Genomic DNA, 13639 nt, shown 5'->3' on the forward strand with positions numbered 1-13639 from the left:
GAGCAGAATCCGTGCCATGCGCGGGAATGGCTATATAATATCAATTAAATCAAGAAGAAAGAAGACCAAAAAAGACGGGATCAGCGCTCAACATTCGTATGAATTTACGATGGCCCGCAGGGAAGGCGAAGTCCTGAAGCCGTTCGGGAAGCACGTACATCCCCTCCACGGCCTCGTGGCAGGCGGGAGTCTTGGCGCGTCCGGCATGGCGAAGATAAAAGCAATGCAGGGTCACCCGGAACTTGGTGTAGCTGTATCTGACCACTCCGGACGAATGCACGGGAACCACCTCCAGATCCGTTTCCTCGGCATATTCGCGCACGACCGCCTCTTCCGGAGTCTCGCCGCTCTCGATGCCCCCGCCGGGAAACTCCCAGAGTCCCGGCCAAACGTCGTCCGGCTTTCGTTTCTGAATGTAGACGCGGCCCTTGTGAACCAAGGCTCCGGTGGCCACCGTGACGTGCACGGTTTCCTGGCGCCTGCCCGGCACGGGCCGCTCGGATTCAAGCCCCAGGGCGCGGCTTCGGCAATGTTCCAGCACCGGGCATTCCGGGCATTTCGGCCCCTTGGGCGTGCAGATCAGCGCCCCCAGTTCCATGAGCGCCTGATTGAAGACGCGCGCTTTTCCCTCCGGGATCAAGGCCTGAGCCCTGTCCTCGATAAAGGCCTGGTTGGCGGAAAGCTTCACGGGTTTGTCCAGGTCGTAGATCCGGGCGAATACGCGCTCCACATTGGCGTCGACAGCGGGGTAAGGTGCGTTGAAGGCCACGCTCATGATCGCGCCCGCCGTGTAGGGCCCGACACCGGGCAGGGACAGCACCCGCTCGTGCGAAGAGGGAAAGCCGCCCTCCTTGAGCATGTGCTGCGCGGCCTTGCGGAGATTGCGCGCCCTGCTGTAATACCCCAGCCCTTCCCAGAGCCTCAGCACCTCGTCTTCGCCCGCGGCTGCAAGACTTTCCACGTCGGGAAACCGCTTCATCCAACGCTGGAAATATTCCACCACGCGGCCCATCTGGGTCTGCTGCGCCATGATCTCGGAAATCCAGACCTCGTAGGGGGCATAGCTGCGACGCCAGGGCAGATCCCGGCCGCGTTGCTCGAACCAGGCGCAAAGCTGCTCGGCAAAAAGCCGTCCGTCCATTTCCGGAAAAGAGAATTCGTTGCAGGACATGGCGTCGGTGTACGCCCTGAGCGGTCCGGGAGCAAGACCGCTCCGCCGCCGCGCGCCGCCGCCCTATGTCCGGGCCTTTCCCTGGGCCGCCACGGAAGCCTGCGCCGCAGCCACCTCGTCCGGATCGCCCAGGTAGCGACGGGAAACCGCGCGCAATTCGTCGTCCAGCTCATAGAGCAGCGGAACGCCCGTCGGGATGTTCACCTTGGTGATGGCCGCATTGTCCAGGCCGTCGAGATATTTGACGAGCCCGCGAAGCGAATTGCCGTGCGCGACCACGAGAACCCGTTTCCCGGCGCGGATGTCCGGCACGATCTCCTCGAACCAATAGGGCATGGTCCGGGCGATGGTCATCTCCAGGCTTTCGCCCAGGGGCAACTCGTTGCGGGGAATGTCGGCATAGCGGGGATCGTTTCCGGGCCAGCGGTCGTCCGAAGCGTCCAGGGCCGGCGGCGGCACGTCGAAACTGCGCCGCCAGGTGAAGACCTGATCGTCCCCGTACTTGGCTGCGGTTTCCGCCTTGTTCAAGCCCTGGAGCGCACCGTAGTGCCGCTCGTTCAGTCGCCAGGTCTTGCGCACGGGGAGCCAGAGCCTGTCCATTTCCTCCTGGACGATCCAAAGGGTCCGGATGGCCCGTTTCAGCACCGAGGTATGGCAGATGTCGAAATCAAGGCCTTCGTCCCGAAGGTTGAGCGCTCCGGAACGCGCCTCGCTTCGTCCCTGCTCCGTGAGGTCGACGTCGGTCCAGCCCGTGAAGCGGTTTTCGAGATTCCAGGCGCTCTGGCCATGACGGATCAATACGAGACTGTGCATGAATATCCCCCTGCGCGGGAGGATGAACCGTCCCGCTATTTTTGAACTTGCCGTTTCGCCTTGGGCGAAGCGGCGTTCTTCGCCTTCCGCGAGCCGGACCTGCCCTTGCGGCTCTTTGCGTCCTCTTCCTCAGGGCGCTCGAAAAGCTCCTTTTTCCTGCGCTCGAAGCCGATGGCGGTCTTGAGCAAGGATACCACAAGCGCGAGCACACTCAAGATCAGAATCAGGCCTTTCTGGAATTCCCACTGCTGATCGCGGATGACGTCCACGATCCAGACGTGCTGGACGGTTCTCGTGAAGTAGATCGCGAGAGGCAGGCCGATCAGTCCCAGGCCCAGGCCGATGACCTCGAACCAGACGAAACTGCGGCCGAGCATGAGGATGAACAGCGTGGAGTCGCGGATGATCCGCAAGGTCACGAGGCGGCTTTGCAGATTGGTCAGGCGTTCTTCCACCTCGGAAAGATATTTCGCGGCCTGCCGGAAGTTGTCCGCCGCCTTGATATGCTGATGGTTGACCCAGTTGATTTTTTCCACGCAGTAGTTGAAATCGCGGTTGAACTCCCGCAGAAGCTTCGGAAACGGAAACCAGGATGCTTCCTGCTGCACGTCCTTGAGCCGCTCCACCAGGTATTCGACCTTGGACTGCATCCGCTTGATGTCCTGCTCCACCTGGCGCGAAAGCTTGGCGTCGAACAATGCCAGCTCATTGATCAATTCGAGGAAGGCTACGAAGTTGTTCAGCTTCGCAAGGGCCTTCATGTTCTCCAGCGTCTTCTTGGCCGGTTCGTAGAACTCGTGGTCCTCGCTGAAGCGCTGCTCGATCTCCGCATCCAGCTTCTCCACCCGCTCCCGCTCCGACTCCACCTGGCTCTCGGCGGCGGCCCAGCGGTCCCACATGGCGGAAAGCACGTGCGCGCGGCCCCGGTCCAGCTCCGGGTCGATGAGGGCCTGGTTGAAGAAATGCGGATTCTGCTGCCAAAGGTCGTTGAACATGTCGATGGCCTGCCCGGTGAAGCCGAGCTTGACCATGCAGACGCCGCCCCGGTAGAGCGTGTCCAGCCATTTCGGGGAAGCCATGTAGGCGCGCCTGTAGAGGGTCGCGGCTTCCTTGTACTCCCCTTCCACCTCCAGGCTCCGGGCCTGGAGAAAGAGAAAATACCCCTGCTGCAACGGCGTGTAGCTCAGGCGCTCCGCCTCCTGCCAGTAGAATCTGGCCTGGTGCTGGTCGCCTTCCTCCATGGCTAAAAATCCCTGAAGCGACGAGGGAATGTAGCTTCGCACGTATTTCATGCGCAACTGCTTGAGCAGGCCGGCAGTGCGCTCGTAATCCCGCGCTTTGAAGGCTTCCATGGCCTCGTTGACGAACTGGCCCTCCTCGGGCACGAGCTGCTTGAGTCCTGAGGGCCACTCCTTGCCTCGGCTGCGCCAGATCCGTTCCAGAATGCGGAACTGCGCGGCGCTGTTGATCTCGAACATGGCCGCGGCCATGAGATTTTCGATCTTCTTTTCCGAGCCGAGCAGCTCCGTGAGGCTTCCCAGGGTGTCCTTCTCGTCCAGGGCTTCGTCCAGCTTGCGCATGCCCTTGGGAAATTCCTTGATGTCGATGCGGGCCAGGGCGTTCCAGACGCCGGGCTTGGACTCCGTCAACCAGCGGGAAGGGCACTCGCCGGACTGATGGCTGCGCAGGCCGCAATAGAAGCACTCCGAATCGTGTCGGGAAATCATCAGCTTGCGCGGCAGGATGATCTCCGCGGCGCTCTTGGAACGCTCTCCGGCGTCGGCCGCAAGACTGACGTTGCACCAGGATTCCAGGGATTCGTCGCCCCCGTAGCGGGCTTCGTTGACCTTGAAGCCCTCTCCGAGCATGAAGGCGTCGCGGTAGCTCAGGTGCGGCAGATCAGGAGTCAGCTTGTTCCAGTCGAGATTGAACTTATGCGTGATTTCCTCGGTGAACTGCTTGCCCTTTTGGCCGACGGCCGCCATGACGCAGGGCCAATACGAACGCTCCGGCTGGTTCTTGGTTTCGGCGATGAGCTTGAGCAGCTCGGCGATGAAGGTCCGCATGGAGCGCAGACCCTTGAGCGAAAAAATCAATACTTCCTCGCGGGTTCCCACGAGATACTTGATGCTCAGCCTGCCGAAGAGCTTCTTGACCTCGTCGGCCCAGGCCCGCCAGCCCATGATGCTGTCCTTTTCGCCCATGCGGCCCACAGGCTTGATGACGAAGAACCAGTTCAGGAAAGTTTCGTAATCCAGCCCCTCGTCCGCATCGAAGAGACGCCATTCCACGTTGGCCAGACCGGCCATGGCGCCTTTCTGCTGCATGCTCAGGCCGGAGATGTGCTGCAGGGCTTCGCCCAGCTTGGGGTGCACCCAGACTTCGAACTCCTTGGGCGGGTCGACGACCTGCTTGCCCAGCTCGGACGGCAAGGCCATGGAGAGCGTCAGGTCGTAGCCGACCAGGACGGTGATCGGGACCACCTGGCAAAACAGGGGCATGGGGTTGAGGCGGGCCCAAATCTGAAGGCGGGCCAGGGCACGGAAGATTTCAGGAGTGGGAGCCAACCAGAGCGCCTGGCTGTCCGTTTGGACCATCGGTATCGCGCCGTAATCCTTGAGGGTGTGCGGAACAGCCGTATTCAGCGTCCCCCCCCAGACGAGCCAGACGCCATAGCCCGAACCGATCATCCTCGACTGGGAGACCTTTGGAAGGGCTTGCAAAAGAGAAGAAATGCTGCTCATCTGGACACCTCAACAAACAAGGAGAAGACCATGAACCTGACCGAAGCCCTTGCCGAGCTGAAAAAAGAGCCCGGATTCACTGAAAACGTCGGCATGATCCTTATCCATAACGGAGTCGTGCGCGGTTGGTCCAGGAAAGACAAGAACACGGTCACAGCCGTGGAGGTCCACCCGGATCATGTAAAAATCAAGGCCCTTTGCGCCGAGTTCGAAAAGCGGCCGGGAATCTGGCGCGCCACAGCCAAGGCCAGCGAGGGCCGGCTCGTCCCCGGCGACGACCTGCTCTTCATCATCGTTGCCGGCGACGTGCGAGAAAACGTGAAACCCGCCCTGGCCGACCTTTTGGACCGAATCAAGTCCGAGGCCGTCCGCAAGCAGGAAATCTTCGCCTAGACCGGGGAATTCTTTTCCCTTCGGGACTTCGTGCAAGAGAAGGTCCAAAACGGCGCCCGGAACGCGGGCGCCGTTCCCGCGCCCCTTGCCAAGCTCCCTTGGCGCTGCCATAGTGCTGCGGCCCGCTCAACGCCGGAACAACATACATGAACATCATTCAGGTCGCCAACGTCCGCTGGTTCAACGCCACCGCCTGGTACGCCCTCTATCTCAGCAAACTGCTGCAGGACGACGGACACCGGGTGCTCGTGCTCACGCAACAAGACACGCCCACCCACGCGAAGGCCCTGGAAATGGGCCTGACAGCGGTTCCCGTGGACCTGAACACCAACAACCCCTTCCGTCTCGCCGGGAGCTGCGTGGACCTCGTGCGGCTCGTGCGCTCCTTCAAGCCGGACATCGTCAATTGTCACCGGGGCGAAGGATTCTTCCTTTGGGGGCTATTGCTCAAGCTGGGCATGCCCTTCAAGCTCGTGCGCACGCGCGGCGACCAGCGCCTGCCCCGCAGCGACTTTTTCAACCGTTGGCTGCACCGCGGCGTGGCCTCTTCCGTGGTTGTGACCAACAAGCGCATGGCCACGCACTTCCTGGAAACGATGCGCACGCCGGAGGCCCAGGTCTGGTGCATTCACGGCGGCGTGGACACGGACGTGTTCCGCTTCGACCCGGAAGGCAGGGAGCGCGTCCGGCGCGAGTTCGGCTTCGGTCCGGATGATTTCGTCATCGGCCTTCTGGGCCGGTTCGACGAAGTCAAGGGACAACGGGAGCTGGCACGCTGCGTTGCCCGCCTGCGGCGCGAGCACGGCCACAGGCATGTGCGCCTGTTCTTCATCGGTTTTGAAACCTCGACCCGCCTGACCGAAATCCGGCAATGGATCGCGCAGGAGGGAATCGAGGAAATCACCGCCATCAGCGGGAAGCGGGAAGATGTGGCGGCATGCATATCCGCCCTCGACCTCGGCGTGGTGGCTTCGCTCTGGTCCGAGGCCATCGCCCGCGCAGCGCTGGAAATCATGGCCTGCAACAGACCGCTGGTGTCCTCGGACGTCAACGTCATGCCCGACCTCGTTCCGAAGCAGGGTCTCTTTCCCGCCGGAGACGAAGCGGCCATGACCGGCGTGCTGGCCCGCGCCGTCGAAGCCCCCGCCTTCCGGGAAGAATTGGTCCTCGCCCAGAGCAAGACCATGTCCCAACTCACAGGCCGCGATTTCCTCAACCGGACCCTGAACCTGTACGCCGGTCTGCTGGACTCCCCCTCGAAGACCTGATCCCCGGGCATGTCGCCGCCCCTGCCCGGAATTGAACCGCTCCTCTCCCGCGAGCGTTTTTCTCTGCCCTCCCCTTTTCGCCAGCGCCTGCAAGCCCCCGCCAGCCTGGCCACGAAAAAGGCCCGGAACCGACGAGACGATTCCGGGCCATTCAAGGCTTGCGTTCCCCCGGCTCAGAGCCGGTCCATGGGCACCCAGCCCAAATCCTCTTCAAAGGGATCGTCGATCTGATCGGCGATCTCGCGCAGCTCCAGCGTGGCCCCGCAGGACCGACAGCGCATGACCACCCAGGGACATCGACGCGCGGCGTAAAGATCCCCGCCGCACTTGTCGCAGGTCTTGGGCTCGCCCGCAGGCGCCTCTCCCTTGAGCCGATCGAACGACATTACTCGGTCTCCAGTCCGGGGTTCTTCTCGCCCATGGCGATGTAGAGAGTGGACAGCGAGCTTTGGTAGTCGGCCAAAGCCTGAATCAGTTCGGCCTCGCTGGAGGACACGTTGGCCTGGGCGTCGAGCACGTCGGTGTTGGTGCCGACCTGGGCCTGGTAGCGCGCCAGGGCCATGCGGTACGCTTCCGTGGCCGCGGCCACGGACTTATGGGCGACCACGATGCGGTCCCGGGCGTTGGCGATGTTCAGCAGCGCTTCCTTGACCTCATACCCGGCGTCGAGCTTGGTCTTTTCCAGCTCGGCCATGATCTGGGAAACATTTTGGTCCGCCTTGAGGGTGTCGAGCACCTGGGTCGAACCGAGCGCGCCCAGCGAGTAGCTCATGCTCACGCCGGCGGTCCAGTATTCCTGGGCCGAGCGGGACCATTGCGCGCTGTCGTTGGAAAGGTCCGCGCCGTTGCCCTTCTTGTAGTAGTCCAAATCCGCGTTGACCGAGGGCAGCAGATCGCTGGCCGTGATGTTGAAGTCCTTGCGGGCGATGGCAACGCTCTTCTCGCCGATGCGGATGTCCGGACGGTTGGCGTAGGCCTTGGCCAGCGCCTGCTTGAGGTCGAGGTCGAAGGTCCGCTCGTCCAGCTGGCCGACGTATTCCACGTCGGCCTCCAGGGGCAGGTTCAGGAGCGTGTTCAGCTTTGCCGTCTGGGTGTCCACGGCGTTGCGCGCGGTCAGCAGCTCCTGCTCGGCCGTGGCCAGGTCGGTCTCCGCCTGGAGCACGTCGAGCCGGGGCTTGAGCCCCACCTCGTAATACGCGGTGGTGACCTGCAACTGGGACTTGAGGCGTTCCAGCGAGTCCTCGGCGCTCTTGACGTTCATGCGTCCCTTGAGCAGCCCCAGGAACGTGGTCTGAATCTCTCCGATGAGCGTCAGTTCCGCGTTCTGAAGCTGCGCATCGGCCTGTTCCTCTTCAAGCATGCCCTTCTGGAAGGCGTTCAGCAGGGACACGCCGGGAAACAACGGCTGGGTGACGTTGAGGTGCAGGCCCCAGACATCGCGCCGCCCCGAAGAGGTCGTGGAAGACTCCCGGTCCGAGTGGGTATAGCCGTAATTCACGGTGGAGGAAGGCAGCATGTCCGTGAAGGTCGAATACGTTTCGTATTCCGCTCCGGAAAGCTGGGCACGGGCCGCCAGAATGGCCGGGTTCGCAGCCAGGCCGCGCTCCACGCAGGCTTTCATGTCAAAGACCTTGCCTACGCCGACAGGAGCCTCCGGTGCGGTTTCCTGGGCGGGCTCCTGAGCAAGGGCGACGCTGCTGAAAAGAAGCAACACCGCTATGCTGGACAACAACTTCCTTATCTGCATGGCAACTCCGTGGTTACGCTTACTCACAATCGAGGAAAAACTCGCTCGCTGCAAAATTGAAACAGGCGTTTAACATTGCCCGGACAGGCTTGCAAGCCTTGTGAAAGCATCCGTCCGCCTCAGACCGAACCGCAATCCGACGGATCCCCCTGAAGTTTTTCCAGGGCATGCTCCACTGCGGGCAGCACGGCACCGAGACATTCCCGCACGGCCTTGGGGCTGCCGGGCAGGTTCAGAATCATGGACTGCCCCAGCGTCCCGGCCACGGCGCGGGAAATCACGGCGCGCGGAGTCTTGGAAAGACTCTCCAGGGTCATGGCCCTCTCGAATCCCGGCAGCCGCTTTTCAATGACCTTCAATGTCGCGTCCGGGGCCACGTCACGCGGGGCAAGTCCCGTGCCGCCGGTCGTCACGATCAGGTCGAATCCCTGCACCAGGGCGAGGTCGGCCAGCAGCGCCCGCAACGGTCCTTCATCATCCGGCAGAAGATACCCGCTGCTCAAGGAAAGCGAAAGCTCCTTCCCGACCATCTCGGCCACAAGAGGCCCGGCAAGATCTTCGCGTTCGCCGCGGGAGCCTTTGTCGCTGAGCGTTACCCAGGCCAGCGACCAGCCCTTTCGTTGCCAACGCAGCCCGTCCAGAGTTCCGGCGGACAAATCGCGCACCGCTTCGAAACAGCGCACCGGCCTCGCCGGGAGCGCATCGGTTCCGGGACGCCAATAGCGCGACAGCGCCCGCAGGGCAGGTCCGTCGCCATCGCACAGCAAAGCGCCTGCACGGCTTTCGGGCCGATGGGTCCAGTCGAATTCCAAACGCTCGCCCACTGCCGACGGATGATCCACTATTAATGATATCGTTTCGCAATCAACCATGCAAGACACTCCTGTTCCTGGCCTGACAGGCGCGAACGCGCCTCATGAATTCCTCGCGGCGCACGGGGTCCGCGAGAACGATTTCATCGGCCATGGGAATCCAAGGAAACTGCTCCTGAAACGCCCGCGCAAAAAGGCCGAGGCTGCGCCCGGCCGTGCCCCCGCCCGCCTTGAACACGCGCTTCGGCACGACAGCCGCGCAGCTGGGGGAATTGCTCTTGAGCACCATCCCCTGCACGGGTTCCTGCGCAAAACGTACCAGTCGAGGCCAGATCCAGCTCATCAGCTGAAAGGTGAGATCGCGCCCCGAGTCCAGGCAATGGAAGGTCGGACGGAGCGGGGTTCCCCCGACTTCGGCAGGCTCGCGAGGCACGGTCATGCCGCTTTCCACCTCGGGACAGATCGGCACCAGTTCGGCCACGCTCCGAAGGGCCGCCACGACCAGGGGGGCGGGGCGGGCGCCGCCGTCGTAACGGACCCGCTCTCCAAGCAGGCAGCGGCTGATTCCTATGCGGCAGCGTTCCATACCCTGTCCTTTTCTGCCTAGGCCACAAGCCCGGCCACGATGCAGCCGAAAAACACGCCCCAGAAAAATCCCTCGCCGCCAAGCACGACCCGCGGCGCATCCACCCGCGCACGCAGGCGCGGCACAAGCAGCGGCGCGACTCCGCTGCCCAGGACAGGGCCGAGAACCGCGGCCGCGAACGCGGCCGATGCGGTGAATCCCTGCGAAGGCAGCATGAACGCGGTCAGCGCCGCGCACACGGGCGGCATGAACACGGGCAGCTTCGGCGCCATTCCAGGCCGATATGTGGTGGCGGCGAAGCAGACCACGGCGGCCAGGGCCACGGCCGCGCCGGTCCAGGCCAGCGCGCCGGGCAACGCCGCCACGCGCCCCAGAAACACGAGGCTCATGCCCAAGGGCAGGAGCAGACCGCCGACTCCGACGGCAAAGGTCTGCGGCACGAGTTCGTCGCCGAACATCTCTTCTTCGGGAGGAGCCATGCCCTGCATGCGCATAAAGGCGGACAGCGGCATGTCCGGTCGGACCACGTCGCGCACGAGACGCTCGCTGCGATACAACGTGAATTCGACGCCTCTGCTCAGGACCATCGCCACCAAGAGCAAAATGCCCTGCACCGGGGTCAGGCCCAGGCCTTCGGCCGCGTGGGCCGCTATGTTCGCAGGCAGGACAACAAAGAAAAGCAGCAAAAGCGCCAGAAAAACTATCATGGCGAGAAGGGAGCCGGGGCCCCCGGATTGGTAAATGAATCGCATCAGGCAGGTTCCTCCGGGCTGGCGGTATCGTGGTTGCTGTTCTGCGACAGCTGCGGAATAGTTGCCGCCGGTGGGCAAGGGTGTTATCTCAACCTGCCGTTCAAGTAAATGAAAAGCGAGGTCGGCCATGAAAGGCATCATCCTGGCGGGCGGATCGGGAACCCGTCTCTACCCGCTCACGCGGGCCATGAGCAAGCAGCTCCTTCCGGTTCACGACAAGCCGATGATCTACTATCCGCTCTCAACGCTGATGCTCGCCGGAATCCGCGACATCCTGATCATCTCCACGCCCGCGGACCTGCCCCGCTTCCGGGAACTGTTCGGCGACGGATCCCAGCTCGGCCTCAGCTTCTCCTATGCGGAGCAGCCCAGCCCGGACGGGCTTGCCCAGGCCTTCCTGCTGGGCGAGGAATTCATCGGCGACGACACGGTCTGTCTCGTGCTCGGCGACAACGTCTTCTACGGCCAGGGACTGCCCACCATCCTGGAGCAATGCTCCCGGCTGGACCAGGGCGGCATCGTCTTCGCCTACCCGGTCAAGGATCCCGAGCGCTACGGCGTGGTCGCCTTCGACGAACACAAATGCGCCATGAGCATCGAGGAAAAGCCCGCAAAGCCCAAATCCCGCTACGCCGTGACCGGACTCTACTTCTACGACAACGACGTGGTCGAGATCGCCCGCGGCCTGAAGCCTTCCCCGCGCGGAGAGCTGGAGATCACGGACGTGAACAACGTCTACCTGGAGCGGGGCAAGCTCACCGTGGAAGTGCTGGGACGGGGGTTCGCCTGGCTCGACATGGGCACCCACGAATCCCTGCTCCAGGCCGCCAACTATGTGGACGTCATCCAGAAACGGCAGGGCCTGATCATCTCCTGCGTCGAAGAAATCGCCTACCGCAAGGGATACATCGACGAAAAGGCGCTGCGCGAGCTGGCCGCCCCCATGCTCAAGAACAATTACGGCCAATATCTTCTGGAAGTGATCCGCGACGTCGAGGAAGGCCTGGCAAGGCGCTATTGACCGGAACGGCCCACAGACGCAAAACGACGAAGCCCCCAACGCAGATGCGTCGGGGGCTTCGTTTTCGGGAATTCTTCAGAAGCTCAGGCTTTCGGATTTCTCCAGGGAGAAACCCGAAATCGACCGAAAACGGACCCGCCGGGACAAAAGCCCGCCGCGTCCGCAACGGCGAGGCTCAGTGGTGGTCTTCCTGCTTGGTTTCCTTGATGCGGATCATAGCGATGCTGATGATCCAGGCAAGGTAGACGAAGATAAGAGAGACGCCGATGAAGCCCTGCGTGGTGCTCTGTGCCATTCCGTGAAGAAGATCGCCAATCATAGTCCTTCCTCCCAGTTTCCTACGAAAATTCTTTGATCTCTTTTGCCGGAATCCGGCAAAAAGTCAAGGCCAAAACAGGATTGGGGAGAGTCATCCGAGGATCGCCTCATCGCGCTCACCACCTTGCCATTTATCCCGGCCGCGTATATCCTTAAAGGAATATAACACAAAAGCAGGGCGTTATGGGCATCCTCAAGTTCCTCTCCTCTCTCTTTCGCGGCAAACCCAAGCCGGGCAAGGCTTCGCGGAACGGAACCGACGCATCCGTCCCCCCGCAGCTGGACATCAAGATCAAGCCGGGAAGCAAGACCCCTTCCAAGCCCCCCCGGCCCAAACCGGCCATCCCCAAGGAGGAGGCGCTCGGCTTCAAGGTGGCGGGAGGCCGCCCGGACGGAAAGGCCGAACGGCGCCGCAGCTATCGCGTCAGCTACGAAGGGCTTGTCTGCCGCGTCAAGGAGCTGAACAAGGTTGTCCGCGTGCGGGACATCAGCGCCACGGGAATCGCCCTGTTCTTCAAGGGGCCGCGCATCAAGGCCGGAACCCGGCTGCACCTTGTGCTCGGCGCGGACGGAAAAGCCCTCGCCAAGGGGCTGGTCATGCGCGTGGTGCGCCACGACGAGGGCGTAGTCGGAGGAGAATTCGAGGAACTGGACCGTCCCCACGAGGACCAAATCAACATGCTTGTTCTGCAAGCGCAGAAGCAGCGGGCCGAACGAAAGCACAAGCCCGCCACCTGAGGCCGCTCCGCACCCCGCCCGGACGGAGATAAAAAAACGCCCGCCGATTCGTCGACGGGCGTTTTCGCGTCCATATGTTCAAGAGCATCAGGCGCTGACCACGGACTGGATGGCCTCCAGAAGCCTTGCCTTGGGCACGGGCTTGGTGATGTAGGCATCTCCGCCGCAATCCAGAACCCGTCGGCGGATTTCCTCGGAGGCATGCGCGGTCACGGCGATGATGGGCGTGCGGCCCAGTCCGCGCTCCGCTTCCATGGCCCGGATGCGCTCCGTGGCCTCATACCCGTCCATGCCCGGCATCTGGATGTCCATGAGCACCAGATCGTACTCGTTTTCACCGAAGAAGCGCACGGCCTCCTCGCCGTTCTCCGCCACATCGATGACATAGGGATAATTCTTCAGGTACAGCCGGATGATGAGCACGTTGTCGCCGCTGTCCTCGGCGAGCAAAATCCGAAGCTGTCTTCCGTCGTTCATGGTTTTCTGCAAAGCTCGGCTCCTTGTTCGAGAAAACGTTCCGGAACCGCGCTATTCGCCGGCCGAGGCGACGCGCACCGAAAGAATGAAATTTTCCAGATCGTTGTTGTCCCCTGCCACGTAATCTTCCGGATACAGCAGGGCGGACATGAAGAAAACGCTGCCCACATCAAGAGCCATGGCCGCGCTGGAGGAAAAACGCTCCAGCCGCGCCAGGACGCGCTCGACCTCGGCGCCGCCTGCGCCTTCCAGGCGCTCGGCCGCTTCCTCGCCCAGCCCGGCCAGCAGGAGGGCCTTTTCCCGCATGAGGGCCTCGTAGCCCTTTTGGTCGCCCTGTTCCTCGATGACGATGCGGGCCTGCGATTCCAGCTCGCGAATCTTCGCTGCGACCTCTTCCAACCAGCGGGCAAGCAGCCCCAAACGCTCAGCGGCCATCTTCACTCCTTCATCTTATGCAAAAAGTCAAATTATGCGCTTTCCCCCGAAATTCGGACCACCGGTTAAGGTGGAATCAGCGTCCTTAAACCGATAAGGAAGGGCGTATGACAAAGAGCAACAAAAGACGGAAGCATTCGGACAAGTTCAAGGCCAAGGTCGCGCTTGAGGCGATACGTGGCGTGAAGACGCTGGCGCAATTGGCTGCTGAGTACAAAGTGCACCCAAACCAGATTTCTACGTGGAAAAGACAGCTCCTTGAAAATGCCGAAGGCATTTTCTCCGGCGACAAGAAAGCCAAGAGCCAGGAAGAGGTCACCGCTCCGCTGTTTGAAGAGATCGGGCGGCTCAAGATGGATATCAA

At 62.2% G+C, this 13639-nt stretch carries 15 protein-coding genes; 5 read left to right on the plus strand and 10 right to left on the minus strand.

Features of this window, described 5'->3' with window-relative positions:
• Nucleotides 1-49: 49 nt before the first annotated feature.
• From mutY to G452_RS18745, 3 genes are all read right to left on the minus strand, one after another.
• A complete protein-coding gene (gene mutY / locus G452_RS0109090; RefSeq protein ID WP_022661944.1) occupies nucleotides 50-1171 on the minus strand; it encodes an A/G-specific adenine glycosylase in 1122 nt (373 codons plus the stop codon).
• 63 nt (nucleotides 1172-1234) lie between these two features.
• A complete protein-coding gene (gpmA, locus tag G452_RS0109095; RefSeq protein WP_022661945.1) occupies nucleotides 1235-1984 on the minus strand; it encodes a 2,3-diphosphoglycerate-dependent phosphoglycerate mutase in 750 nt (249 codons plus the stop codon).
• 35 nt (nucleotides 1985-2019) lie between these two features.
• The gene (locus G452_RS18745) at nucleotides 2020-4728 is read right to left on the minus strand and encodes a tetratricopeptide repeat protein (RefSeq protein ID WP_022661946.1); all 2709 of its coding nucleotides are present in this window, start codon (nucleotides 4726-4728) and stop codon (nucleotides 2020-2022) included.
• A 30-nt stretch (nucleotides 4729-4758) separates the two neighbouring features.
• Here G452_RS18745 and G452_RS0109105 point away from each other — a divergent pair, with 30 nt between their 5' ends.
• Nucleotides 4759-5121, plus strand: coding sequence for a molybdenum cofactor biosynthesis protein MoaE (locus G452_RS0109105; protein WP_022661947.1), 363 nt, complete (start codon nucleotides 4759-4761; stop codon nucleotides 5119-5121).
• Between the two features lie 146 nt (nucleotides 5122-5267).
• Nucleotides 5268-6389, plus strand: a complete 1122-nt coding sequence (locus G452_RS0109110; RefSeq protein ID WP_022661948.1) for a glycosyltransferase family 4 protein — start codon at nucleotides 5268-5270, stop codon at nucleotides 6387-6389.
• Between the two features lie 173 nt (nucleotides 6390-6562).
• Here the strand turns inward: G452_RS0109110 and G452_RS18750 are convergent, their stop codons facing one another.
• The 5 genes from G452_RS18750 to G452_RS0109135 form a co-directional block, all read right to left on the minus strand.
• A complete protein-coding gene (locus tag G452_RS18750) occupies nucleotides 6563-6775 on the minus strand; it encodes a dual CXXC motif small (seleno)protein (protein WP_022661949.1) in 213 nt (70 codons plus the stop codon).
• Nucleotides 6775-8136 carry a TolC family protein gene (locus G452_RS0109120; RefSeq protein WP_022661950.1) on the minus strand — a complete coding sequence of 454 codons (1362 nt, stop codon included), beginning with the start codon at nucleotides 8134-8136 and terminating at the stop codon, nucleotides 6775-6777. Before G452_RS0109120 ends, G452_RS18750 begins: the two co-directional genes overlap by 1 nt.
• Before the next feature lie 119 nt (nucleotides 8137-8255).
• Nucleotides 8256-9008, minus strand: a complete 753-nt coding sequence (locus G452_RS18755) for a MogA/MoaB family molybdenum cofactor biosynthesis protein (RefSeq protein ID WP_040368449.1) — start codon at nucleotides 9006-9008, stop codon at nucleotides 8256-8258.
• Complete coding sequence (locus G452_RS0109130; RefSeq protein ID WP_022661952.1) at nucleotides 9001-9534, minus strand: DUF523 domain-containing protein; 534 nt, start codon at nucleotides 9532-9534, stop codon at nucleotides 9001-9003. The genes G452_RS18755 and G452_RS0109130 overlap by 8 nt, the downstream gene beginning before the upstream one ends.
• 17 nt (nucleotides 9535-9551) lie before the next feature.
• Nucleotides 9552-10286, minus strand: a complete 735-nt coding sequence (locus tag G452_RS0109135) for a DUF1614 domain-containing protein (protein WP_022661953.1) — start codon at nucleotides 10284-10286, stop codon at nucleotides 9552-9554.
• Between the two features lie 127 nt (nucleotides 10287-10413).
• Here G452_RS0109135 and rfbA point away from each other — a divergent pair, with 127 nt between their 5' ends.
• Nucleotides 10414-11307 (plus strand): glucose-1-phosphate thymidylyltransferase RfbA, encoded by an 894-nt coding sequence (gene rfbA / locus G452_RS0109140; protein WP_022661954.1) that lies wholly within the window; start codon nucleotides 10414-10416, stop codon nucleotides 11305-11307.
• Nucleotides 11308-11808: 501 nt separating this feature from the next.
• Complete coding sequence (locus tag G452_RS0109150; RefSeq protein ID WP_022661956.1) at nucleotides 11809-12363, plus strand: PilZ domain-containing protein; 555 nt, start codon at nucleotides 11809-11811, stop codon at nucleotides 12361-12363.
• An 87-nt stretch (nucleotides 12364-12450) separates the two neighbouring features.
• On the opposite strand, the gene G452_RS18760 is transcribed toward G452_RS0109150, so the two are convergent.
• Together G452_RS18760 and G452_RS0109160 are read right to left on the minus strand one after the other, a co-directional pair.
• Nucleotides 12451-12840, minus strand: a complete 390-nt coding sequence (locus tag G452_RS18760) for a response regulator (protein ID WP_051142028.1) — start codon at nucleotides 12838-12840, stop codon at nucleotides 12451-12453.
• A 51-nt stretch (nucleotides 12841-12891) separates the two neighbouring features.
• A complete protein-coding gene (locus G452_RS0109160; RefSeq protein WP_022661958.1) occupies nucleotides 12892-13275 on the minus strand; it encodes a hypothetical protein in 384 nt (127 codons plus the stop codon).
• Nucleotides 13276-13382: 107 nt separating this feature from the next.
• Between G452_RS0109160 and G452_RS0109165 the strand changes: the two genes are divergently transcribed.
• On the plus strand, nucleotides 13383-13639 hold a 257-nt coding region (locus G452_RS0109165; RefSeq protein ID WP_022661959.1), incomplete at its 3' end, for a transposase.

Source organism: Paucidesulfovibrio longus DSM 6739, assembly GCF_000420485.1.
Lineage (GTDB): Bacteria > Desulfobacterota > Desulfovibrionia > Desulfovibrionales > Desulfovibrionaceae > Paucidesulfovibrio > Paucidesulfovibrio longus.

Coding starts and splice junctions, on each gene's coding strand:
- G452_RS0109135 (WP_022661953.1), bottom strand. CDS start 10,286: ATGCGATTCATTTACCAATCCGGGGGCCCCGGCTCCCTTCTCGCCATG.
- G452_RS18745 (WP_022661946.1), bottom strand. CDS start 4,728: ATGAGCAGCATTTCTTCTCTTTTGCAAGCCCTTCCAAAGGTCTCCCAG.
- G452_RS18760 (WP_051142028.1), bottom strand. CDS start 12,840: ATGAACGACGGAAGACAGCTTCGGATTTTGCTCGCCGAGGACAGCGGC.
- G452_RS0109105 (WP_022661947.1), top strand. CDS start 4,759: ATGAACCTGACCGAAGCCCTTGCCGAGCTGAAAAAAGAGCCCGGATTC.
- G452_RS0109150 (WP_022661956.1), top strand. CDS start 11,809: ATGGGCATCCTCAAGTTCCTCTCCTCTCTCTTTCGCGGCAAACCCAAG.
- G452_RS0109130 (WP_022661952.1), bottom strand. CDS start 9,534: ATGGAACGCTGCCGCATAGGAATCAGCCGCTGCCTGCTTGGAGAGCGG.
- G452_RS18750 (WP_022661949.1), bottom strand. CDS start 6,775: ATGTCGTTCGATCGGCTCAAGGGAGAGGCGCCTGCGGGCGAGCCCAAG.
- gpmA (WP_022661945.1), bottom strand. CDS start 1,984: ATGCACAGTCTCGTATTGATCCGTCATGGCCAGAGCGCCTGGAATCTC.
- rfbA (WP_022661954.1), top strand. CDS start 10,414: ATGAAAGGCATCATCCTGGCGGGCGGATCGGGAACCCGTCTCTACCCG.
- G452_RS18755 (WP_040368449.1), bottom strand. CDS start 9,008: ATGGTTGATTGCGAAACGATATCATTAATAGTGGATCATCCGTCGGCA.
- mutY (WP_022661944.1), bottom strand. CDS start 1,171: ATGTCCTGCAACGAATTCTCTTTTCCGGAAATGGACGGACGGCTTTTT.
- G452_RS0109110 (WP_022661948.1), top strand. CDS start 5,268: ATGAACATCATTCAGGTCGCCAACGTCCGCTGGTTCAACGCCACCGCC.
- G452_RS0109120 (WP_022661950.1), bottom strand. CDS start 8,136: ATGCAGATAAGGAAGTTGTTGTCCAGCATAGCGGTGTTGCTTCTTTTC.
- G452_RS0109160 (WP_022661958.1), bottom strand. CDS start 13,275: ATGGCCGCTGAGCGTTTGGGGCTGCTTGCCCGCTGGTTGGAAGAGGTC.